Genomic DNA, 21,979 nt, shown 5'->3' on the forward strand with positions numbered 1-21,979 from the left:
CTCAGGGTGGCATGCTGTTTATGTGTTACTAAAATCCTATTTAATTCTTTTTCTTCTGTTTTGTTCGTAATCCTCAAATATCATTTCACCCAATCCTTTTAAGCCGGTATAAAATGCTTTTCCTTTATTGGCTTGGGTAAACTGCCGTACAAATTGCATAAGGTAAGGGTCTTGGGCAATCATAAACGTAGTTATGGGTATATGGAGTTTTCTGGCTTGTTGCGCCATTGCGTAGCATTTCTCTACGATATGATCATCCAATCCAACGCTGTTTTTATAATAATCCCCATTCGAAAGCCTAAGACATGATGGCTTTCCGTCCGTAATCATAAAAATCTGCTTGTTGGTGTTTCGCTTACGTCTGAGCATATCCATTGCCAATTGTAATCCTGCTACGGTATTGGTGTGATAGGGGCCCACTTTTAAATAGGGTAAATCTTTAATTGGAATAGGCCAAGCGTCGTTTCCAAAGACCAAAATATCAAGGGTATCCTTAGGGTAACGTGTTGTGATTAATTCGGCAAGCGCCATGGCCACTTTCTTGGCAGGAGTTATTCTGTCCTCCCCATATAGAATCATACTGTGGCTAATATCGATCATCAATACGGTGCTCATCTGAGCCTTGTATTGCGTATCCTCTACCACCAAATCGTCTTCACTTAATGAAAAACTATCCAGTCCATGGTTGATTTGTGCGTTTTTAAGACTTTCCGTCATTGAAATATGCTCTAGGCTATCCCCAAAACGATATTCCCTAAACTCTCCAGTATGCTCGTCTCCCCTTCCTGATTTCCCTGTTTTATGGTTACCTGAACCACTTCGCTTAAGCTTACCAAAAATTTGGTCCAAAGCTCGTTGACGAAGCATACGTTCCAACTTTGCCGTTATCGAAAGATTTCCACCACCGTCACCTTCTTCCCCATCACTCTCTCCTTGTTCAGCATCATCATCAAACTCTTCTCGAATGAATCCCTTCGCCTTCAGGTCTTCTACAAAGTCATCAATGGTATAGTCGTCGTCGGTAAGCTCATATTCCTTATCGAGTTCACGAAGCCAATCCAGTGCTTCTTCCACATCGCCAGAAGTATGCGTTACCAATTCTTGAAAAATCTCAAAAAGTTTTTCAAACGGGGTTTGATCAGGAGCTTCGTAGGTAGTAAACCGAAATCCCTTTCTTGTATTCATAGCCATTATATAAAATTAACACATTCTGCTTTATGATTACGGCTTTAATGAAATCTTAACTTTATTCAAACTCAAACTCAAACTCAAGTTTCAAGTTCAAACTCAAGCTTACGCTCTCGTATTTGATTTCAATGATATGATTTTAAAAAAGGGTTTACTTGATTCTATTACATTTGTTGGGATGGATAGAGAACTATGTTTGGGCTTTTACAATACTGCTCCGCTTTGGGTGAATGAACAATTTGGGATTGAACAATTTGAATTTCCTGCGCTTTTACTAGCTGAATTTGAGTCTGAAACTATTAACGAACGCTTACGCCTAGGACATCAAATGGAAATTGTTTTTGAACAATTGGTTTCATTTTCGGAACAGTGGAAAATTCTAGCTAAGAATCTATTGATTGATGAAGGTAAAATACGCTTGGGTGAACTTGATTTTATCTTGAGGAATATAGAAACCGCTCAAGTGTATCATATAGAGCTAGCCTATAAATTTTACATTGTCAATCCAGATATTTCAGAACCTATCCACCGTTTAATGGGACCGAACAAACGCGATATGTTCTTTACCAAACTTGATAAATTGAAGGAAAAACAATTTCCTTTGTTATATGATGCTGCATTACATGGTAAGCTGCAAGAATTAGAGATAAACCCCAATATTGTTATTCAACAGGCATGTTTTAAAACACAACTTTTCGTTCCTTATGGCGATAGTAACATTTCTATCCGTCCATTAAACAATAAATGTATTCAAGGGAGCTGGCTTAGGTTTAACGATTTTAACTCAGAAACGTTTAGGAAGTTTGAGTATTACATTCCTTTTAAAAAAGAATGGGTCATTACCCCTACATCAAATCGAAAATACACATCTCACTATGCAGCACTCCTTGAAGTCAACCTAAGCATGCTAAAAGAAAATGCGCCAATGCTCTGGGTAAAAAAACCAGACGGAACTATTGAAAAACTATTTGTGGTTTGGTGGTGAAGGAAATAACCCAAAAGCTCGTTTTAGAGATTACACAATACCTGATATTTATAAAATAATGTTGTTTCCATGCAACCCTTAAAAATTTAAATTGTCTTTAATAAAAACCAATACCTATGCTTAATACTACTGTCCAATTTATATTACTACTACTATTCTTGCACTTTGGTTTACAACTAAAGGCACAGAAGGATTCCAAGGACTATATTGAATTCAATGATCGCAAGAATGTGGTGCACGGGGTCTATTTAGGAGTAACTGGGCATTACGGAGAGTTAAAAGGGATATCTACCTATGGTGTCGGTATTAAATTCGCTTATGTTGCCAATCGAAAATTTGAGGTTGGTTTAGCGGCAAATGTCCTACAGTCTGATCAAGAGTTCATTACCGTTGTAGATATTGACAACAAACTTATTGGAGCTTATCTGGGCGCACATTTAGAACCTATATTCTTTAGTAAAAAAAGATTGAATTTATCAGTGCCTTTGTTTGTCGGTTTTGGAGGTATAGGATATACTACTGGGAACAGTGACGATTTTAGTGAGGAATTTATAGATAGGGAATTTGAGAATGTGAATAACATTTATGTGATTGAACCAGGAGTAAGTGTACTTTTTAACATCTCTAGATATCTACAATTAGAAGCTGGTGTCAAATACCGTTTTACCAATAAAATAGACCTCGCCACTAGCCCAATTACAAGATTAAATGGTTTTTCTACTGGTATTGGCATCAAAGTAGGAATCTTCAATATGGGGCGAAACCGTTACAAAAAGAACATTTCCGAATAAGAATGGTACTATTTTTATTTATGCCGTTCCTTTAAAACCTTTTCAATGGCACTCAACTTGTATCCTTTGGCCTGTAACAAAATCAAATAATGAAATAGCAAATCGGCACTCTCGTTCAAAAAGAGTTCATCATTATTATCTTTAGCCTCAATTACTGTTTCAACAGCTTCCTCCCCTACTTTTTGAGCTATTTTATTGATGCCTTTTCTAAACAATGAAGCTACATAACTCTTTTCATCATCCTTATTTTCTTTTCGGGAAGTTATAATATCCTCTAGTTCCGTTAGAAACCCATAAGTCTGTAAATTGTCCTCTGCCCAACAAGTACCCGTTCCCTTATGACAAGTGGGTCCTGCCGGATTGACCATTATAAGCAATGTATCATTATCACAGTCATTTGTTATACGCACCAAATTCAAAAAGTTGCCACTTTTCTCACCTTTGGTCCAAAGTCTATTTTTGGATCTGCTAAAAAAAGTTACTTTTTTGGTCTCTATTGTCTTGTCGAATGCTTCTTGGTTCATGTACCCAAGCATCAAGACATTTTTTGTTCTTGAATCTTGAATGATGGCAGGTACCAATCCATCTGGGTTTTTAGTAAAGTCTATTTTCATTTCTAAAGTCTAACGGGAATTCCCTCTTTCTGTAATTGCTGCTTTAAATCCTTTATTTCGATTTCTTTAAAATGAAAAATACTGGCTGCCAATGCAGCATCCGCTTTCCCATCAGTAAAAGTATCAGTAAAATGTGAAATGGCTCCCGCACCGCCTGATGCGATTACCGGTATGTTCACCAAAGTTGATAATTTTGCCAAAGCTTTGTTCGCAAAACCACCTTTTGTCCCATCATGATTCATAGAGGTGAACAATATCTCCCCTGCTCCACGTTCTTCAACTTCTTTTGCCCATTTGAACAAGTCAATATCCGTGGGTACTTTACCACCTACCAGATGTACTTTCCAGTATCCATCTATTAGCTTCGCGTCAATAGCTACCACTATACACTGAGAACCAAATTTAGCTACCAGTTCGTTGATCAATTCAGGTCTTTTAACAGCTGAAGAATTGATAGAAACCTTATCAGCCCCATTTTGAAGTAACATATCAACATCCGCAACAGATGAAATTCCCCCTCCCACAGTAAATGGGATATTGACCTTTTCCGCAACATGATATACTAAATCAGCTAAGGTCTTTCTTTTTTCCTCGGTTGCGGAAATATCAAGAAATACCAATTCATCCGCCCCTTTGTCCGCATATATTTGGGCTAGTTCCACTGGGTCTCCTGCATCCCTAAGGTCAACAAAATTGACACCTTTTACCGTACGTCCATTTTTGATGTCCAGGCATGGGATTATTCGTTTTGTTAGCACACTATTCAAATTTAATTAAACATCATTCTGAATTCATTTCAGAATCGCATTCTCAATGTTCTCACTCCTTTTGTATGACCCTGAAACGAGTTCAGGGTGACGATAATACTTATTTTCCACATTGTACTTCGTACTTTTTAATTCCAACTTCTAATCTCTATTCTTAATATTAAGATCAATCCCATCATAAAAACCCAAATCTTTGTTGTTCAAAATTTTTGTCCACAACGCAATCTGCCCGGTATGATACGACAGGTGTTCCACAACATGGATAATATTGCCAATCCCAGAGAATTCGAATCCCTGTACTAATCTTTTCTTTATTAATTCTTCATTTGTTGCCGACTTGAATACGAACTTGGCTTTTTCAACTGTTGAAACAAGTTTTTGAAATAGTTCATCTTTGTCCAAACCAGATGACACCATAAATTCCTCGTCACGGTTTCTATTATCATCAGTACCTTGAATCGAAGAAATTCCGTATTGTGTGATGTTACCACATAGGTGTAAAATGAGATTCCCAATACTATTTGTACTTTTATTAGGTTTCTGCCAAATTTCGTCTTCCGAGAGCTTACCCAAACAGATTTTAATCATTCGTAAGCTTTCATCCATTCTGTAGTTTGCATTTAGGACTACTTCTGTTTGCCATTGTTTATACATTACCCAAAATATAGTTTTCTAGCTGTTTTAAACTGATTCTATTCTCATAGATGGCTTTTCCAATTATAGTTGCTTCACAACCTATCTCCTTAAGCCTTGGCAGTTCTTCAAAGCTGGAAATACCGCCACTTGCTATCAAATTAACCCCAATAACTTCCTTATCTTCTACACCGCTTCCTGTTATAGAAGTTTCTGTTTTCATAGTCTTGGATAAGATTTTTTCATAAAGTTCAAACGAAGGACCTACTAACATACCGTCTTTACTTATATCGGTACAGATGATATATTTAATTCCGTTTTTTTGATACGATTGAACAAATGGAATCAATTCTTCATCGGATTCTTCCAACCAACCAGCAACTGCTACCTTTTCATTTTTGGCATCGGCACCTAAAATAATTTTTTGTGGGCCATATTTTTTGAGCCAACCTAAGAATGTTTCTTTATCCTTGACCGCAATACTGCCCCCCGTAATTTGATGGGCGCCACTTTCAAAGGCAATGTGTAAATCTTCATCTGTCTTAAGCCCACCACCAAAGTCAATCTTAAGATTGGTTCTTGTGGCTATGCTTTCCAGTACTTTATTATTTACAATGTGCTTCGATTTAGCTCCATCCAAATCTACCAAATGTAGATATTGAATACCATGGAATTCAAACTGTTTTGCAATTTCTAAGGGGTTTTCATTGTAAATCTTTTTGGTATCGTAATCACCTTTGGATAACCGGACACACTTTCCGTCAATAATATCAATTGCTGGTATAATTCTCATAAAAACAGGTGCTAGGAATTAGGTGTTAGGTATACAAGTTTGAATGAATTAGACTCACTATAAGAACTTTAGATTTTTTAATATTAAGCTTCTGACTTCCGCCCTCGTATTTTGTACTTCAATTTTCATCTTAAATCTAAGAAGTTTTGCAAAATGTGTGCTCCAACGGCGCTACTCTTTTCTGGGTGAAACTGTGTCCCATAAAAATTATCTTTTCCAAGGGCAGCACTATAGGGCAATGCATATTCCGATGTTGCTATGGTCTCTTTTCCGATGGGTGCATAAAAACTATGCACCAAATAGATATGTGATGTCTCAGGAATGTTTCTGAATAAATCCGATTTTAAATCGCTTATCTGGTTCCAGCCAATTTGTGGCACTTTTACGGACAAAGGAAATCTCACAACATCCAAATCAAAGATGCCAAGACCTTTGGTATTTCCTTCTTCGGATGAATGACACATCAACTGCATTCCCAAACATATTCCTAAAACGGGCTGTTTCAAATGGGGAATTACTTTGTCCAACCCACTCCCTGTTAGTTTTTTCATTGCTGAACTTGCCTCCCCCACCCCAGGAAAAATAACTTTATCGGCATTTTGGATTTCCTGCACATCATTCGTTAAATGCGCTTTGAAACCCAATCGCTGAATGGCAAATTTGATGCTCTGGATGTTTCCCGCACCGTAGTCTATTATTACGATTTTCATTTTTTTTCAGTTTGAGATATTAGGATTGGGTTTTAGATGTTTTAAGTACTATAAAGAATTACTTATTACTTACTACTCAATCCTCAATACTATCTATCTAAAGCATTCCTTTTGTTGAGGGTAAAACCATTTTTTCCACGTCTCGTTTCACTGCCATTTTAATCGATTTTGCAAAAGCTTTGAATATTGCCTCAATTTTATGATGTTCATTAGTTCCCTCTGCTTTAATATTTAAGTTGGCCTTAGCACCGTCCGTAAAGGATTTAAAAAAATGATGAAACATCTCTGTAGGCATATCACCCACTTTCTCCCTTTTAAAATCTGCATCCCAGACCAACCAGTTACGCCCTCCAAAATCGATGGCTACCTGCGCCAAACAATCATCCATGGGCAAGCAAAAGCCATAGCGTTCTATGCCTAACTTATTTCCCAAGGATTTTGAAAAAACTTCACCCAAGGCAATTCCGGTATCTTCAATAGTATGATGTTCGTCCACTTCCAAATCACCATCTACTTTGATGTCCAAATCCATTTGGCCATGTCTGGCAAGTTGGTCTAGCATGTGGTCAAAAAAAGCTAACCCAGTTTTGATAGTACCCTTTCCCGTGCCATCAAGATTTAATTTAATCTGGATATCCGTTTCATTCGTTTTTCTCGCTAGCTGCGCAATCCGATTTTCCAATTTCAAGAACTCATATATTTTCTCCCAATCGTTGCTTTCCAAAGCTATATGATCGTTTAAGTCTTCTTGCTCAGTGGTAATCTCATCCCTCCCCAAATTTGTATTGTCATTGATAAAAATCCCTTTTGCTCCTAAATTTTTAGCTAGCTCCATATCTGTTAATCGATCTCCCAATACGTAGGAGTTTTCCAAATCATACGCTTCTGAAAAATAATCGGTCAATAAGCCTGTGCCAGGTTTTCGTGTGTTGGCATTATCCGCGGGAAATGTTCGGTCGATAAGCACCTTATCAAAGACAACACCTTCATTTTCAAAGGATTTTAAAATAAAGTTATGTACGGGCCAAAATGTTTCTTCAGGAAAAATAGCAGTACCAAGACCGTCTTGATTTGTTATCATGACCAATTCATAATCCAGCTCTTTGGCAATTTTTCCAAGGAAGGTAAATGCTTTCGGATAAAAAATCATTTTTTCGAAAGCATCTATTTGTTCGTCAGCAGTTTCTTTGATAATCGTCCCGTCCCTATCAATAAATAGTACTTTTTTGCCCATTACTCAATTTCTTTTAAAATTGCTATCAATTTTCTATTCTCGTTCGGAGTTCCAACGGTAAATCTGAGCGTGTTTTCACATAAAGGTTGGGTACTTCTGTTCCTGACCACAACTTTAGATTCCAATAGTTCTTGATACCTCTTATCCGCATCATCGACCTTAACCAGAACAAAATTGGCATCTGAATCATAAATATGTTCCACAAAGCTTAGCTGCTTCAGTGCTTTAATCAAGATATCGCGTTCAATAAGGATTTTCTTTACTTCCTCTTGCACCAATGTTTCGTCCAAAATCCGTTTTAATGACTGGTATTGTGTGAGTTGATTTACGTTGTATGGTGGTTTGATCTTGTTCAAAATCTCAATGATTCCTTCGGACGCATAACAAATCCCCAGCCGAATTCCTGCCATTCCATAGGCTTTGGACATAGTTTGCGTAACAATAAGGTTAGGATATTTGTTTAAAGATTTGACCCAGCTTTCTCCTGATGAAAAATCCACATAGGCTTCATCTATTACCAGTATGCCATGAAAACTGTTCAACAATTGTTCAATTTTATCTTTTGAAAATGCATTGCCCGTTGGATTATTGGGGGAACAAATGAAGATAATCTTGGACTTTTTAGTTATAGTCTTTAAAATTTGATTTACATCCGGCTCAAAATCAGTTGTTAGCAACACTTCCTTATTTTCAATGGCATTAATTCCGCATAACACCTTATACATACCATAAGTAGGTGGTAATGTGATAATGTTATCCTGATTTGGTTCGCAGAATGCCCTGAAAATCAAATCCAATACTTCATCACTTCCATTGCCTAACAAGATGTTCTTCTCTGTAACCTGTTTTTCTTCGGATAAGAGTGTTTTTAAGCTTCGTTGTTGCGGGTCGGGATATCGGTTTAAACCATTTTCAAAAGGGTTTTCATTGGCGTCCAAAAAAATCATTTCAGAACCATCCGAAACATATTCGTCCCTAGCTGAAGAATAGGGTTTTAAATCCTTTACGGTTTTCCTAACCAAATCTTGTATGTTTAACATGTTCTTCATTGTATAAAAGCCGCAACTTTAATTTATTTAGAGCGCAGTCCAAAAGGTTGGCTCCAATACTAATTCTTTAAACTATTTAATCTAAGGGTCACGGCATTTTTGTGTGCCTGCAATCCTTCTGCTTCTGCCATTAATTCTACAGCTTTGCCAATACCTAAAATACCTTCTTTTGATATTTTTTGAAAAGTCATACTCTTCATAAAACTATCCAAGTTGACTCCACTATACTGTTTCGCATATCCATTTGTGGGCAAGGTATGGTTGGTTCCAGAAGCATAATCGCCCGCACTTTCTGGAGTATAGTTTCCTATAAATACCGAACCTGCGTTTATCGTATTCTGAACATAGAAATCTTCATCGGCAACACAGACAATATAATGTTCTGGCCCATATTCATTAATAATATCGACCGCTACTTGATTGTTTTCAACTAAAATAAACCTGCTATTTTTAATAGCTTTTTTTGCAATCTCCTTGCGGGGCAGTTCTTCTAGCTGTAGGCCAATCTCTTTGGTAACTGCCTCCAGTAGCCGTTCTGATGTAGAAACCAGAACAACCTGACTATCCATTCCATGCTCTGCTTGACTCAATAAATCGGAAGCTACGAAAGCTGCGTTGGCAGTATCATCTGCGGCAACCAATAGTTCGCTTGGCCCGGCTGGCATATCTATCGCTACTCCATATTTGGTTGCAAGCTGTTTTGCTACGGTAACATATTGGTTACCGGGGCCAAATATTTTATAAACCTTTGGAATGGATTCTGTACCAAATGTCATTCCGGCAATGGCCTGTATCCCCCCTACCTTTAAGATTTGGGTCACCCCACATAATTGAGCTGTATATAAAATAGCGGGATGTATTTCTCCTTCGCCATTTGGCGGAGTACATAACACTATTTCTTCACAACCTGCAATTTTTGCAGGAACAGCAAGCATTAAAATCGTAGAAAACAACGGAGCTGTTCCACCAGGGATATACAAACCTACTTTCTGAATAGGTCTTTTTTCCTGCCAGCAAGAAACGCCGGGCATAGTTTCCAGTTCAATTATTGCAGTTTTTTGAGCCGAATGAAACTTTTCAACATTGCTCTTTGCCATAGAAATAGCCTGCTTTAAATCTTCCGAAACCAAATCAATAGCTTCAAATATCTCTTGCTCTGAAACTTTAAAATTCAAAATATCAACTCCGTCGAATTTTTGGGTGTATGTTCTTAATGTTTTATCACCTTCATCTTGAACCTTTTCAAAAATCTCGGCCACAACGGGCTCAACTACTTCAAATGTTTGTGTGGGCCTCAACAGGAGTTTGGGCCATTCCGATTTATCTGGATTTTTATACGTTTTCATATTCCTGAATTTCTTTTAAAGAAGAAAACCTAATTACTTCATTTCGTACTTTGTACTTGCAACTTCGTACCTCTAACCTCGTATTTTACTACACTACCATTTTTTCGATGGGGCATACCAAAATGCCTTCTGCACCAGCTGCTTTCAACTCATCTATAACTTCCCAAAAAGTGTCTTTATTAAGTACTGTATGTACCGAACTCCATCCCTCTTCTGCTAAGGGGAGTACCGTAGGGCTTCGCATTCCTGGCAATATGGATATTATTTCATCCAATTTATCGTTTGGTGCATTGAGCAATACATACTTATTCTTTCTTGCTTGTAGCACGGATTTTATCCGAAACTGTAATTTTTCAAGAATCGTAGTGCGTTCCTTAGAGATCTTTGGGGAAACTGCCAATACAGCTTCACTCTTTAGAATGATTTCCACTTCTTCCAAGTTGTTCTTGAACAACGTACTCCCACTGGAAACAATGTCACAAATACCATCGGCAAGACCAATATTTGGAGCAATTTCTACAGAACCATTGATAATGTGTAAATCAGAATTGACCCCTTTGGATTTTAAATAATCTTGTACTGTATTTGGGTATGAAGTTGCTATTCGTTTCCCTTCAAAATCTTTTACAGAACTATACTTTACAGCCTTTGGAACCGCCAAAGAGACCCTACATTTTGAAAAACCCAACTTTTCAGCAATTGAAATATCCTTACCCTTCTCAATTAATACATTCTCACCAAGAATCGCGATATCTACAACACCGTCTCTAAGGTATTGGGGAATATCACCATTTCGTAGGTAAAGCACTTCCATCGGAAAATTACGGGCCGTAGCCTTAAGTTGGTCCTTTCCATTATCAATGGAAATTCCACAGTCCTTTAAAATTTTTAGGGAGTCTTGGTTTAAACGTCCACTCTTTTGAACAGCAATTCTAATTTTAGTCATTCTACTAATTTTTCATTTCCATGAAGATGGAAATCCTGTATGTTTCATCTTTAGGTTCCCGTCTTCACGGGAATGAGTTTTACTTTAAAAGAAAAACCCGTTTGATTTCTCAAACGGGTTTAGAACATATTTTAAAAACAACAATACATTTCTATCTCGCCTGAGTGCAAGTATAAAAATGATGGTGTGTGTTCTTGTTTTTCATTTCGATATCAAAAGTAAAATTTATTTTTATATCAAAAAAGGTTTATTTAGTTATTTCCCAAAATCAAGGGTAGACCAGAGTCACCGCTTCCAACGATTACAACTTTTGAATTTGGGGATTTTGAAAGTTCCAAGGTAGCATCTATTCCCTTGTCCTGAAGTATTTTATCTGTTAATGAAGCACTTAAAATACGGTTGGCATCTGCCTTACCCTGGGCTTCTATACGAACTTTTTCCGCTTCTTTCTGTGCCGTAACCAATCTGAATTCATATTCCAGTGATTCTTGTTCTTGCTTTAGTTTGCGTTCAATTGCCTCTTTGATCGTTGGGGGAAGCGTAACATCCCTAACCAGTACTTCGTTTAGTTGAATGTACTGTCCATCAACAATTTTTTTGGTCTCTTCGAATATTTCAGCTTGAATCGCATCCCGTTTGCTGGAATATAACTGTTCCGGAGTATAACGCCCAACAACGCTCCTCGCTGCCGAACGGATTGTTGGCAACAAAACTCTATCTACATAAGCTTCGCCTTTTTCTTGGTGCAATTTTCCCAAATCGGAATATTTAGGTTGAAACCATGCAGAGGCATCCAGTTTTATTTCCAATCCGTTGGAAGAAAGTACTTGCATCTTTTCGAAAACTTCCTGTTGTCTGACCTCATAAACATAGACCTTGTTCCAAGGAGCAACTAAATGAAATCCTTCCCCAAGTGCAGGCTTATCCGTTACTACACCGCCCCCAAAAGTCTTGTACAACACTCCAGCTTCACCAGAGCCAATCGTTACGGCCGATTTGGAAATCAAAATAATTAAAACAATAATGACCGCTATTACAGGTAAAGCAATCTTAGGCAATCTATCCATGTGTTAAATTTTATGTTAGTCCGTTATATTTTCTGATAAACCACTCCAATGAAAGTGTTGCTATTATAAAGCCCAAAAGAAATCGAAAATCGATTAAAGATACGACATTTTGCTTGCTTTTTTGGACGGGAACGTACTTACTAGAGGTCGATAAATCGTTAATTAATGAATCTATAGTGTTTGGCGAATAAACCGTTCCATTGGTTTTTTCGGCAAGCCTTTTAAGCTTATCATAATTGGAGGTAATCAATAGTTTTTCTGGATTAAAGTCCAAAATTTTAAAAGCGCCCGAACGTTTTAGATTTTCGTTTTCAACGTTAACCGTAAATTGATAATCGCCAGCTTGCAAATCGCTTAGGTCAGCTTCGAAAAACGTACTCTTTAAAAGCATGGGATATTCTCTAAGACTGTTATTACTTTTCGCTCTTACTTCAATTTTAATGTTCGCATTAGAATTGAAACTATAGCTCTTATCAAAATAGGAAGCCCGTATTTTAGCAAAACTAGAATCATCAAAAACAAATTCATAACCAAGTTCCAACCTACTTTTGCTACCGCTACTGGATAAATAGAGCATGAGTTTTCCAATAAAATCATCAAAGCTTTTAAAATCTTGACGCAAGCGATAGGTCTGTGCGCGCCACTTCCAAATATTTTCTCCAAACAAAACGGCTTCTTTTTGTTTATCCCCGTTAAGAATCGCAAAAAGTGGTTTATCTAATTGAACTCCTCGAATTTGTTGATACAACAAAGTTTCTCCTTCTTTTTTTAATTCAATATCCCCCAGATTACCTTCTAAAGGAGGAAAATCAGTGGCATTAAAATCACCGAGACCAAAAACACTAAAAGTATTGTTTAGTACTGGCAAGATTTCTTCACTTTGGTTAAAGTTTTCTTTTGAAAAGTTTTGTTGGGCTTGGTTTAAAAAGTTCCAATCTGTTTTTGTTCCAGCTATAGTAAAAACACTTGCTCCAACTTTTTCGATATGCCTGTATATATTCCTGAATCTACTATTAGGCTGATAAAGAACAAATACATCAATATCAGAAAGCTTTTCTATTTGGACAGATGGCTTTAAAATTGAAACAGAACGTTGTTCATTTGCTTCAATCGATTTCTTTAAAGTACCAATATCTGGGTGTAGGATACCGGAAATTACAGCAATATTGGTTTTTTCATCAATAACCTCAATAGCCGTTACTTTACTATTATTGCTCTTATTTTTTTCATTTGCCAAGCTTTCAACAACCAACTCAATTGATTTCACTCCTACACTCGTTGCTTCCAGCTCTGCATTTATTGTCGCACTGCTCTTATCCTCATTAAAATTGATAGTTTCTCCGTACACCCGCTTACCATCAAGTAAAATACTCACTGTCTTTGACACATTCTTCCTCCCCTTGTACAATACTGTGGCCTCAACAGGAAATTTATTTTTTAAAAATGCATAGGTGTTGGTATTGATGAGTCCAATGGCAATGTCTTCATATTGTGTGGTGTCACCTACAACTATAGGATTAACAGCTATATTTTCATCTAAATTGATGTAATCATAGTCTCTGCCCAAGGTTTGGTTCCCATCGGTAAAAATTACGATTGCAGTATTATTCTTAGAGAAAATTTCTGAGGTCTTGTTGAGTGCGTTGGAAATGTCTGTATTTCTTTCGGTGAACTTAAAGGAATCAATCTGTTTGATTTTGCTTCCGAAGCCATACTGTTGTATTGAAAACCGTTTATTTAACTCCGGATTTTCAATAATCGAGCTTACTTTATCCCTTATCTCTATCTCCTCAGCTGAGCCTTGCATGGAAGAAGAATCATCTACCAATACAATAAGATTGGTTTTCTCCAGCGAATACTCGTTCTTTTTAAATTTTGGATTGATAAGTAACAACAAGCCACTGAACAGCGTACAAAAGCGGAGGCTTGCAAGAATAATCGATAATTTCCCCCTCTTACGGGTTTTGTAAAAATACTGGTAAAATACGATGGTCAGTGCAGCAATTGCTGCCAAAACTATAAGTAGTACCGTTCGTATTTCCATTCAATCTTAGGTTAACATACCCCCGTCCACATTAAGGACTTGGCCCGTAACATAGGCAGATAGGTCCGAAGCTAAAAACACACAAGCATTAGCAACATCCTCAGGGCTTCCACCTCTTTTCAATGGAATCGCATCTCTCCACCCTTGTACAGTTTTTTCGTCAAGCTTATCGGTCATTTCAGTTTCAATAAACCCAGGGGCTATAGCGTTGGAACGAATGTTTCTAGAACCCAGTTCCAATGCCACTGATTTGGTAAATCCTATCATTCCTGCTTTGGAGGCTGCATAATTTGTCTGTCCTGCATTACCTTTTACACCTACCACACTACTCATATTTATGATAGAACCCTTGCGTTGTTTCAACATGGTACGCTGAACGGCTTTGGTCATGTTAAAAACAGATTTAAGGTTGATTTCTATAACTTTATCAAAATCCTCCTCGCCCATGCGCATTAAAAGATTGTCTTTTGTGATTCCGGCATTATTGATCAACACATCAATGCTTTCAAAATCTTCCAAAACCTTTTTAACCAATTCTTCCGATTCTGTAAAACTTGCCGCGTTACTTTTGTAGGCTTTGGCATGAACTCCCATTGCTGTTAGCTCACTTTCAAGTTCTAAAGCAGGTGCTTCACTGGAACTGTACGTAAAAGCAACATTTGCACCATGCTTTCCAAATATTTGGGCAATTCCTTTGCCTATTCCTCTACTTGCTCCTGTGATGATTACGTTTTTGCCTTCTAAAAGTTTCATGCTAATCTTAGTTTATTCAAGTTGGTCATTGACCAAATATAGTTTTTGTTTTACGTATTGAAGAAAAAAAATCCCGTATTAAACGGGATTTACAATAGTTTTAACTGTTGGTCACCCAACAACTTCTTTAACTTTAATGCCTATCGCAGCTGGCGAATCCACTACATGTATACCACATTCGCTCATGATTCGCTTTTTAGCTTGCGCCGTATCATCGCTTCCACCTACTATGGCCCCTGCGTGCCCCATAGTTCTTCCAGCAGGTGCAGTTTCACCTGCAATAAAACCAACTATTGGTTTTTTACTGCCACTCTCTTTATACCATTTGGCAGCATCAGCTTCTAATTGACCACCTATTTCACCGATCATCACAACACACTCAGTCTCAGAATCGTTTATTAAAAGTTCTACAGCTTCTTTCGTTGTTGTTCCTATAATAGGGTCACCGCCAATTCCAATAGCTGTAGTTATTCCAAGTCCTTGTCTTACTACTTGATCGGCTGCTTCATAGGTTAGTGTACCAGATTTTGAAACAATACCTACATTACCTTTTTTAAATACAAAACCGGGCATGATCCCTACTTTTGCTTCTTCTGGAGTAATAACACCTGGACAATTTGGGCCAACAAGTGTACAATCCATATCCTTTATATAATCATTGGCTTTTACCATATCGGCAACGGGAATCCCTTCTGTAATGGTAATGATAACTTTAATTCCCGCACTGGCAGCTTCCATAATGGCATCTGCAGCAAAAGCAGGTGGCACAAAAATTATTGTGGTATCAGCACCAACTTCCTTAACTGCGTCTTCAACCGTATTAAAAACAGGCTTCCCCAAATGTTCTTGACCTCCTTTTCCTGGGGTTACACCCCCAACTACATTGGTTCCATACTCAATCATCTGAGTTGCGTGGAACGTACCTTCACTACCTGTAAAACCTTGTACAATTATTTTAGAATCTTTGTTGACTAGAACACTCATATTATCTGTTTATTATAGAGCACAAAAATAGGGTATTGCCCCTAAAATTTAAAGCAATTTTTGTGCTATTTATGCTTTGCTTTTTTAAGCAACGATGGAATATTTTTTATGATTGCCAACTCTTTCATTTTTGCTCTCGCTTCAACTGCTGGACTACCAAAATAAGTTTTCCCTCCTTCCAGACTATTTGCAATTCCTGATTGTGCGTAAACGACTGCTCCCTTACCAATGGTTATACCACTAATGACGCCTACTTGTCCCCAAAGTGTAACTTCATCTTCAATGACAACACAGCCCGCAATACCTGTATGCGAAGCAATCAAGCATTTTTTTCCGATTATGGTATCATGTCCAACTTGTATCTGATTATCCAGTTTACTGCCCTCTTTAATAGTGGTATCAGCAGTTACACCTCTATCGATACTGCAAGTTGCACCAATATCCACATTATCTTCTATGACCACTCTTCCACCAGAAAGTAACTTGTCAAAACCTTCTGGTCTATTTTTGAAGTAGAATGCATCAGCTCCTAAAACTGTTCCGCTATGGATAGTTACATTATTACCGATAATACAATTGTCATAAATGGAAACATTGGCATGGATAACACAGTTCTTTCCAATTTTCACATTGTTTCCGATAAAGGTATTGGGTTGAATTATGGTTCCTTCTCCTATCTCGGCAGTTTCAGCAATGGATGTATTGGAATGTCTAAAAGGTTGAAAAAAATGAGTTAACTTATTGAAATCTCTAAAAGGGTCATCAGAGATTAATAGCGCTTTCCCTTCTGGACATTCTACGTCTTTATTGATAAGAATCGTAGTAGCCTTTGATTGTAGTGCTTTATCATAATATTTTGGATGGTCAACAAAAACAACATCGCCTTTTTCAACTACATGAATTTCGTTCATACCCAAAACGGGAAAATCAGCATACCCAACATATTCAGAATCAATGATTTCCGAAATCTCTTTAAGCGTATAGGGTTTTGGGAATTTCATTAAGGATTATTCTTTTACCCTTTCCATGTAAGCACCTTTTTCGGTATCTACCTTAATTTTGTCACCTTCATTTATGAATAAGGGAACATTGACCCGGGCACCGGTTTCAACGGTTGCAGGTTTGGTAGCATTGGTAGCTGTATTCCCTTTTACTCCAGGTTCTGTATGTGTTACTTCCAAAATAACACTGGCAGGCATATCAACTGAAAGTGGCATACTGTCTTCCGTATTGAACAGAATGGTTACTACTTGACCTTCCTTTAATAAATCTGGGGCATCCAAAGAATTTTTTTCCAAGGAGATTTGGTTGTAATCGTCCGTATTCATAAAGTGAAACGTTTCCCCTTCAGCATACAAATATTGATATGACCTCGTTTCTACACGTACATCTTCTATTTTATGCCCAGCGGAAAACGTGTTATCTATCACTTTTCCTGTAGTAACGCTTTTAAGTTTAGTTCTAACAAAAGCAGGACCTTTTCCCGGTTTTACATGAAGAAACTCAACTATTTTAAAAATATCGTGGTTGTATTTTATACACAACCCTTTTCTTATATCTGAAGTACTTGCCATAATCTTAATTTGAGCTAAAATATCCTTTCATTATTCCACGTTGCGAATCCCTTATAAATTGAAGTATTTCATCACGTTCTGGAGTCGCTTCCATTTCTGCTTCTATGATAGATGCAGCCTGCGAATTATTATAATTTTTTTGATAAAGTATGCGGTAAATGTTTTGGACTTCTCTTATTTTATCGGCCGTAATTCCTCTCCTCCGTAATCCCACAGAATTAATTCCTACGTACGAAAGTGGTTCCCTTGCAGCTTTCACAAATGGTGGGACATCTTTCCGCACCAACGAACCTCCGGTAACAAAAGCATGGTTACCAATAGACACAAATTGGTGCACCGCTACCATTCCTGCCAGCACTACATTCTTTCCAATGGTGACATGACCGGCCAAGGTAGAATTATTACTGAAAATACAGCCATCTCCAATAAAACAGTCATGGGCAACATGACAATAGGCCATTATTAGGCAGTTATTGCCTATAATGGTTTTCATACGGTCTGCTGTACCCTTATTAATGGTTGCGCACTCACGTATAGTTGTATTGTCTCCTATATGTACAGTTGTTTCTTCTCCCTTATATTTTAAATCTTGTGGAGTTGCTGAAATCACGGCACCTGGAAAAATATTACAGTTTTTGCCTATACGGGCACCTTCCATAATTGTTACATTGGATCCAATCCATGTGCCTTCTCCAATGGTAACATTATTATGAATTGTCGTGAAGGGTTCAATTACCACATTCTTGGCAATTTTTGCTCCTGGATGAACATAAGCAAGAGGTTGGTTCATAGTATTATCTTTTTACTTTAACAATTTGAGCCATAATCTCGGCCTCTGATACTAATCTGCCATTTGCATATGCTCGTGCTTGCATTTGACAAATACCTCTGCGTATGGGTGTCATTAAATCTAGTTTGAAAATAAGTGTGTCTCCAGGAACTACTTGCTGTTTGTAGCGGACGTTATCAATTTTAAGTAGATATGTTAGGTAATTTTCGGGATCTGGCACGGTACTTAAAACCAGGATACCGCCTGTTTGTGCCATAGCTTCTAACTGAAGTACTCCTGGCATTACTGGAGCTCCTGGAAAGTGACCAACGAAAAAATGTTCGTTCATGGTCACATTTTTTATTCCTATTACATGTTCATCCGACAGCTCCATAATTTTGTCCACTAATAAGAATGGAGGTCTATGTGGCAGCATTTGCATAATCTGGTTAATGTCCTTAACCGGAGGTCCATGCAAATCGACAACGGGAACATAATTGCGTCGTTCCTGTTTTATTATTTTGTGTAATTTCTTGGCAAATTGTGTGTTGACAAAATGTCCAGGTTTATTGGCAATAACTTTTCCACGGATTCTTGTACCTGCCAGCGCTAGATCTCCCACTACGTCCAGCAGTTTGTGACGAGCTGCTTCATTTGGATAATGCAACGTAAGATTGTCCAAAATACCGTTCGGCTTTACAGAAAGCTTCTTCTTATCAAAAGCTTTTTCCAATTTCTTCATTGTAGATTCGGATATCTCCTTATCTACATATACAATAGCATTATTAAGGTCTCCTCCTTTGATAAGACCGTGTTCCAGAAGCATTTCCAGTTCATGTAAAAAGCTGAATGTACGGGCATCGGCTATTTCAGTTTTAAAATCTGAGATATGCTCTAAGGTAGCATTTTGGGTCCCCAAGATTTTTGTTCCAAAATCGACCATGGTGGTGATTTGGTATTCATTTGATGGGATAACTGTTATCTCGCTGCCAGTGGCTTCGTCTTTATAGGAAATAACATCTTTTACGATATATTCTTCGCGGTCTTGTTCCTGTTCTATAATCTCCGCTTCTTCCAGTGCCTTTACAAAGTACTTGGAAGACCCGTCCATAATGGGCGGTTCCGAAGAATCCAGTTCGATCATCACATTATCAATGTCCAAACCTACCAAAGCGGCCAAAACATGTTCTGATGTTTGTATCTTTACCCCATTTTTTTCAAGGTTGGTACCGCGTTGGGTATTTACCACATAATTGGCATCTGCTTCGATTATGGGTTCCCCTTCTAGGTCCACACGTTTAAACGCAAAACCATGGTTCTCTTTGGCCGGAACAAAAGTCATTGTGACATTCTCGCCTGTATGCAACCCTACTCCCTGTAGCGTTACCCTGTTTTTTATTGTTCGCTGCTTAGTAGTCGTTTTACTCACCTTCAACTTTTTTTTCTATGTTGGAGATTTGATTTACCAGTTTTGGTAAATTTTTAAAATGTACGTAAGATTTATTATAATCACCATAATTTAACGCAGGTGATCCTTGTAGCACTTCATCATCTTTTACATTCCTTCCTATACCGGACTGCGCTTGTATTCTAACTCTATCACCAATGGTGATATGGCCTACAATACCTACCTGACCACCAATAAGGCAGTACTTTCCTATTTTGGTAGAACCTGCTATACCGGTCTGAGCGGCTATTGCGGTATGTTCCCCTATCTCTACATTATGCGCAATTTGAATTTGATTATCCAATTTTACACCTTTTCTTAGAATGGTTGAGCCTAATGTTGCCCTGTCAATCGTAGTTCCTGCTCCAACATCAACCATTTCTTCCAAGATTACATTGCCAGTTTGCGGCACCTTGCTATATTCTCCTTTGTCATTAGGTGTGAATCCAAAACCATCTGCACCAATGATAGCCCCACTATGAATGACGCAATTGTCACCAATAATAGATTCTGAATAAATCTTGGCACCAGCAAAGACAACCACATTCTCACCAATTGTTACATTGTCACCGATGTATACATTGGGATACACCTTAACATTGCTGCCGATCTTTACATTATCGCCTAGGTATGAAAAAGCACCAAGGTAAAAACCTTCTCCATATGCTGCACTTTCCGAAACAAATGAGGGGCTTTCTATACCCACTTTGTTGTTTTTAACCTGATTGTAATACTCTAAAAGTTTAGAGAATGATTTATAGGCATCATCTACCTTGATCAGTGTTGTGGATATGGTCTGTTCTGGAACAAACTCTTTGTTTACTATTGTTATGGATGCTTTAGTGGAATAAATGTATGAGGTATACTTTGGATTAGCCAAAAAAGTGAGGGAGCCTTTTTCTCCCTCTTCAATTTTAGATAATTTATGTACAGCTATTTGAGGGTTTCCCTCAATTTCTCCCTCTAAGATTCCTGCAATTTGGGTGGCTGTAAATTTCATTTCTGCAAAAGTAACAAAATTTGTTAAACGGCTTCTTTTGGGTAACAACTGTAGTATTTTGTTACCGTTTTTGATAATGCCTTAAGGCTCAACTGATCAGACTCCTTAAGGACGTCAGTAACTTTACCGTTCTTCTTTAAAATATTTATGGTTTGTTGCTTTTCGTTGTATGCTTTGTTCATGATTTGTCCGTGAAACACAAAATACGAAGCTTCAGACTCGGAAATATTGTAATGATTCTCGACGTCCTTGAGTTTTTCGGCCATTTTTAGTTTATCAATGGGTTTGTTCTTGATTTTCACATTCAGTAACGTTCTGTTCAATAGCATCTGGCACATTTTAGAAAGGACAAAATCATCATGAAGCTGCCAAGTTTTGATAGCACCCAAAATATCCACATCATCCAATTGGGCAAAGTTATTTAAAACCTCCTTGTTAAAAGTCGAGTCAAAATCTTGCTTCAGAAAAAACAAGACCGGAAAACTAGCTGTTATTTCATATCCTTGGGATAATAGTTCTTTACCACGTCTCATAATCCGTATCAATAATTGCTCTGCTACAAGACTTGTTTTATGCAGATAAACTTGCCAATACATAAATCTTCTTGCCATTAAAAATTTCTCAATAGCATAGATACCCTTTTCTTCAACTACTAAATTCCCGTCAATAACGTTCAACATGGAAATAAGCCGTTCCGAATTAATATTGCCCTCCGTAACACCCGAATAAAAACTATCTCGTTTTAAGTAATCCAATCTGTCCATATCCAATTGGCTGGCCACTAATTGATTCATAAAGGGTTTGTGATATTCCCCTTTAAAAATTGAAATAGCAGCTTCTAAACATCCATCAAATTCATTGTTCAATTTCATCATAAACTCCAATGAAAGTTGTTCATGGCTTAGATTCTCTATGATGAAACCTTCAAGTGCATGGGAAAAAGGTCCATGGCCAATATCATGTAGCAAAATTGCACAAAGCAACCCTGTTTCTTCTTCAGCTGTAATAGAAATGTTTTTCCATTTTAGGACTTGAATTGCCTTGGTCATTAAATGCATACTCCCCAATGCATGGTGAAATCTGGTATGGTGCGCACCCGGATATACGAGATAGGACATTCCCATTTGAGAAATCCTTCGCAACCTTTGAAAATAGGGATGGGCGATCAGATTAAAAATAAGTTCATTTGGAGTTCCAATAAAACCGTAAATTGGATCGTTGAAGACTTTAAGCTTATTGGTTTGCGCCAAGGAAGTTTGTTTTAACTCCACAAAGATAAACACTA

Annotated in this window: 22 protein-coding genes; 2 read left to right on the forward strand and 20 right to left on the reverse strand. The window is 37.6% G+C overall.

Annotated features, from left to right (window positions below; all coding sequences use genetic code 11):
• Positions 1-36: 36 nt before the first annotated feature.
• Entirely contained in the window at positions 37-1,191 is a 1,155-nt protein-coding gene (locus KIM67_RS14290; RefSeq protein WP_213832236.1) for a VWA domain-containing protein, read from the reverse strand.
• Positions 1,192-1,366: 175 nt separating this feature from the next.
• On the opposite strand from KIM67_RS14290, the gene KIM67_RS14295 reads away from it, so the two are divergent.
• Both KIM67_RS14295 and KIM67_RS14300 read left to right on the forward strand, forming a co-directional pair.
• Positions 1,367-2,173 carry a DUF1853 family protein gene (locus KIM67_RS14295; protein ID WP_213832237.1) on the forward strand — a complete coding sequence of 269 codons (807 nt, stop codon included), beginning with the start codon at positions 1,367-1,369 and terminating at the stop codon, positions 2,171-2,173.
• Positions 2,174-2,289: 116 nt separating this feature from the next.
• A complete protein-coding gene (locus KIM67_RS14300; protein WP_213832238.1) occupies positions 2,290-2,964 on the forward strand; it encodes a hypothetical protein in 675 nt (224 codons plus the stop codon).
• A 14-nt stretch (positions 2,965-2,978) separates the two neighbouring features.
• Here KIM67_RS14300 and hisIE read toward each other — a convergent pair whose 3' ends face one another.
• The 19 genes from hisIE to KIM67_RS14395 form a co-directional block, all read right to left on the reverse strand.
• Positions 2,979-3,578 carry a bifunctional phosphoribosyl-AMP cyclohydrolase/phosphoribosyl-ATP diphosphatase HisIE gene (hisIE, locus tag KIM67_RS14305; RefSeq protein ID WP_213832239.1) on the reverse strand — a complete coding sequence of 200 codons (600 nt, stop codon included), beginning with the start codon at positions 3,576-3,578 and terminating at the stop codon, positions 2,979-2,981.
• 2 nt (positions 3,579-3,580) lie between these two features.
• The gene (gene hisF, locus KIM67_RS14310) at positions 3,581-4,336 is read right to left on the reverse strand and encodes an imidazole glycerol phosphate synthase subunit HisF (RefSeq protein WP_213832240.1); all 756 of its coding nucleotides are present in this window, start codon (positions 4,334-4,336) and stop codon (positions 3,581-3,583) included.
• A gap of 150 nt (positions 4,337-4,486) precedes the next feature.
• A complete protein-coding gene (locus KIM67_RS14315; RefSeq protein WP_213832241.1) occupies positions 4,487-4,999 on the reverse strand; it encodes a DinB family protein in 513 nt (170 codons plus the stop codon).
• Positions 4,992-5,771, reverse strand: a complete 780-nt coding sequence (locus tag KIM67_RS14320) for a HisA/HisF-related TIM barrel protein (protein ID WP_213832242.1) — start codon at positions 5,769-5,771, stop codon at positions 4,992-4,994. Before KIM67_RS14320 ends, KIM67_RS14315 begins: the two co-directional genes overlap by 8 nt.
• Positions 5,772-5,896: 125 nt before the next feature.
• A complete protein-coding gene (hisH, locus tag KIM67_RS14325) occupies positions 5,897-6,481 on the reverse strand; it encodes an imidazole glycerol phosphate synthase subunit HisH (protein WP_213832243.1) in 585 nt (194 codons plus the stop codon).
• Positions 6,482-6,578: 97 nt separating this feature from the next.
• Positions 6,579-7,715: a bifunctional histidinol-phosphatase/imidazoleglycerol-phosphate dehydratase HisB gene (gene hisB / locus KIM67_RS14330; protein ID WP_213832244.1), complete on the reverse strand. Its 1,137-nt coding sequence runs from the start codon at positions 7,713-7,715 to the stop codon at positions 6,579-6,581.
• On the reverse strand, positions 7,715-8,764 hold the full coding sequence (gene hisC / locus KIM67_RS14335) for a histidinol-phosphate transaminase (protein ID WP_213832245.1): 1,050 nt from the start codon (positions 8,762-8,764) through the stop codon (positions 7,715-7,717). The genes hisB and hisC overlap by 1 nt, the downstream gene beginning before the upstream one ends.
• Before the next feature lie 59 nt (positions 8,765-8,823).
• Positions 8,824-10,110 (reverse strand): histidinol dehydrogenase, encoded by a 1,287-nt coding sequence (hisD, locus tag KIM67_RS14340; protein WP_213832246.1) that lies wholly within the window; start codon positions 10,108-10,110, stop codon positions 8,824-8,826.
• A gap of 88 nt (positions 10,111-10,198) precedes the next feature.
• Positions 10,199-11,056, reverse strand: a complete 858-nt coding sequence (gene hisG, locus KIM67_RS14345) for an ATP phosphoribosyltransferase (RefSeq protein ID WP_213832247.1) — start codon at positions 11,054-11,056, stop codon at positions 10,199-10,201.
• A 251-nt stretch (positions 11,057-11,307) separates the two neighbouring features.
• The gene (locus KIM67_RS14350; protein ID WP_213832248.1) at positions 11,308-12,123 is read right to left on the reverse strand and encodes a prohibitin family protein; all 816 of its coding nucleotides are present in this window, start codon (positions 12,121-12,123) and stop codon (positions 11,308-11,310) included.
• 10 nt (positions 12,124-12,133) lie between these two features.
• Positions 12,134-14,167, reverse strand: coding sequence for a vWA domain-containing protein (locus KIM67_RS14355; protein WP_213832249.1), 2,034 nt, complete (start codon positions 14,165-14,167; stop codon positions 12,134-12,136).
• Positions 14,168-14,173: 6 nt separating this feature from the next.
• Positions 14,174-14,920: a 3-oxoacyl-[acyl-carrier-protein] reductase gene (fabG, locus tag KIM67_RS14360; RefSeq protein WP_213832250.1), complete on the reverse strand. Its 747-nt coding sequence runs from the start codon at positions 14,918-14,920 to the stop codon at positions 14,174-14,176.
• A gap of 111 nt (positions 14,921-15,031) precedes the next feature.
• Positions 15,032-15,904 carry a succinate--CoA ligase subunit alpha gene (gene sucD, locus KIM67_RS14365; RefSeq protein WP_213832251.1) on the reverse strand — a complete coding sequence of 291 codons (873 nt, stop codon included), beginning with the start codon at positions 15,902-15,904 and terminating at the stop codon, positions 15,032-15,034.
• A 65-nt stretch (positions 15,905-15,969) separates the two neighbouring features.
• Positions 15,970-16,905 carry a UDP-3-O-(3-hydroxymyristoyl)glucosamine N-acyltransferase gene (locus tag KIM67_RS14370; protein ID WP_213832252.1) on the reverse strand — a complete coding sequence of 312 codons (936 nt, stop codon included), beginning with the start codon at positions 16,903-16,905 and terminating at the stop codon, positions 15,970-15,972.
• A gap of 6 nt (positions 16,906-16,911) precedes the next feature.
• Positions 16,912-17,478, reverse strand: coding sequence for an elongation factor P (gene efp / locus KIM67_RS14375; RefSeq protein WP_213832253.1), 567 nt, complete (start codon positions 17,476-17,478; stop codon positions 16,912-16,914).
• Between the two features lie 4 nt (positions 17,479-17,482).
• Positions 17,483-18,268, reverse strand: coding sequence for an acyl-ACP--UDP-N-acetylglucosamine O-acyltransferase (gene lpxA, locus KIM67_RS14380; protein ID WP_213832254.1), 786 nt, complete (start codon positions 18,266-18,268; stop codon positions 17,483-17,485).
• Between the two features lie 4 nt (positions 18,269-18,272).
• Positions 18,273-19,676 carry a bifunctional UDP-3-O-[3-hydroxymyristoyl] N-acetylglucosamine deacetylase/3-hydroxyacyl-ACP dehydratase gene (locus tag KIM67_RS14385; RefSeq protein WP_298869436.1) on the reverse strand — a complete coding sequence of 468 codons (1,404 nt, stop codon included), beginning with the start codon at positions 19,674-19,676 and terminating at the stop codon, positions 18,273-18,275.
• Positions 19,669-20,694 carry a UDP-3-O-(3-hydroxymyristoyl)glucosamine N-acyltransferase gene (lpxD, locus tag KIM67_RS14390; RefSeq protein WP_213832256.1) on the reverse strand — a complete coding sequence of 342 codons (1,026 nt, stop codon included), beginning with the start codon at positions 20,692-20,694 and terminating at the stop codon, positions 19,669-19,671. The genes KIM67_RS14385 and lpxD overlap by 8 nt, the downstream gene beginning before the upstream one ends.
• Before the next feature lie 23 nt (positions 20,695-20,717).
• Positions 20,718-21,944 carry an HD domain-containing protein gene (locus tag KIM67_RS14395; RefSeq protein ID WP_213832257.1) on the reverse strand — a complete coding sequence of 409 codons (1,227 nt, stop codon included), beginning with the start codon at positions 21,942-21,944 and terminating at the stop codon, positions 20,718-20,720.
• Between the last annotated feature and the right edge of the window lie 35 nt (positions 21,945-21,979).

The organism is Flagellimonas sp. 389 (genome assembly GCF_018449435.1).
Taxonomy (GTDB): Bacteria; Bacteroidota; Bacteroidia; order Flavobacteriales; family Flavobacteriaceae; genus Flagellimonas.

Excerpts from the sequence above, each read along its gene's own strand:
- KIM67_RS14320 (WP_213832242.1), bottom strand. The coding sequence starts at position 5,771 with ATGAGAATTATACCAGCAATTGATATTATTGACGGAAAGTGTGTCCGG.
- fabG (WP_213832250.1), bottom strand. The coding sequence starts at position 14,920 with ATGAAACTTTTAGAAGGCAAAAACGTAATCATCACAGGAGCAAGTAGA.
- sucD (WP_213832251.1), bottom strand. The coding sequence starts at position 15,904 with ATGAGTGTTCTAGTCAACAAAGATTCTAAAATAATTGTACAAGGTTTT.
- lpxA (WP_213832254.1), bottom strand. The coding sequence starts at position 18,268 with ATGAACCAACCTCTTGCTTATGTTCATCCAGGAGCAAAAATTGCCAAG.
- hisC (WP_213832245.1), bottom strand. The coding sequence starts at position 8,764 with ATGAAGAACATGTTAAACATACAAGATTTGGTTAGGAAAACCGTAAAG.
- hisIE (WP_213832239.1), bottom strand. The coding sequence starts at position 3,578 with ATGAAAATAGACTTTACTAAAAACCCAGATGGATTGGTACCTGCCATC.
- lpxD (WP_213832256.1), bottom strand. The coding sequence starts at position 20,694 with ATGAAATTTACAGCCACCCAAATTGCAGGAATCTTAGAGGGAGAAATT.
- KIM67_RS14315 (WP_213832241.1), bottom strand. The coding sequence starts at position 4,999 with ATGTATAAACAATGGCAAACAGAAGTAGTCCTAAATGCAAACTACAGA.
- KIM67_RS14370 (WP_213832252.1), bottom strand. The coding sequence starts at position 16,905 with ATGAAATTCCCAAAACCCTATACGCTTAAAGAGATTTCGGAAATCATT.
- KIM67_RS14300 (WP_213832238.1), top strand. The coding sequence starts at position 2,290 with ATGCTTAATACTACTGTCCAATTTATATTACTACTACTATTCTTGCAC.
- efp (WP_213832253.1), bottom strand. The coding sequence starts at position 17,478 with ATGGCAAGTACTTCAGATATAAGAAAAGGGTTGTGTATAAAATACAAC.
- KIM67_RS14350 (WP_213832248.1), bottom strand. The coding sequence starts at position 12,123 with ATGGATAGATTGCCTAAGATTGCTTTACCTGTAATAGCGGTCATTATT.
- KIM67_RS14290 (WP_213832236.1), bottom strand. The coding sequence starts at position 1,191 with ATGGCTATGAATACAAGAAAGGGATTTCGGTTTACTACCTACGAAGCT.
- KIM67_RS14295 (WP_213832237.1), top strand. The coding sequence starts at position 1,367 with ATGGATAGAGAACTATGTTTGGGCTTTTACAATACTGCTCCGCTTTGG.
- hisG (WP_213832247.1), bottom strand. The coding sequence starts at position 11,056 with ATGACTAAAATTAGAATTGCTGTTCAAAAGAGTGGACGTTTAAACCAA.
- hisH (WP_213832243.1), bottom strand. The coding sequence starts at position 6,481 with ATGAAAATCGTAATAATAGACTACGGTGCGGGAAACATCCAGAGCATC.
- KIM67_RS14355 (WP_213832249.1), bottom strand. The coding sequence starts at position 14,167 with ATGGAAATACGAACGGTACTACTTATAGTTTTGGCAGCAATTGCTGCA.
- hisB (WP_213832244.1), bottom strand. The coding sequence starts at position 7,715 with ATGGGCAAAAAAGTACTATTTATTGATAGGGACGGGACGATTATCAAA.
- hisD (WP_213832246.1), bottom strand. The coding sequence starts at position 10,110 with ATGAAAACGTATAAAAATCCAGATAAATCGGAATGGCCCAAACTCCTG.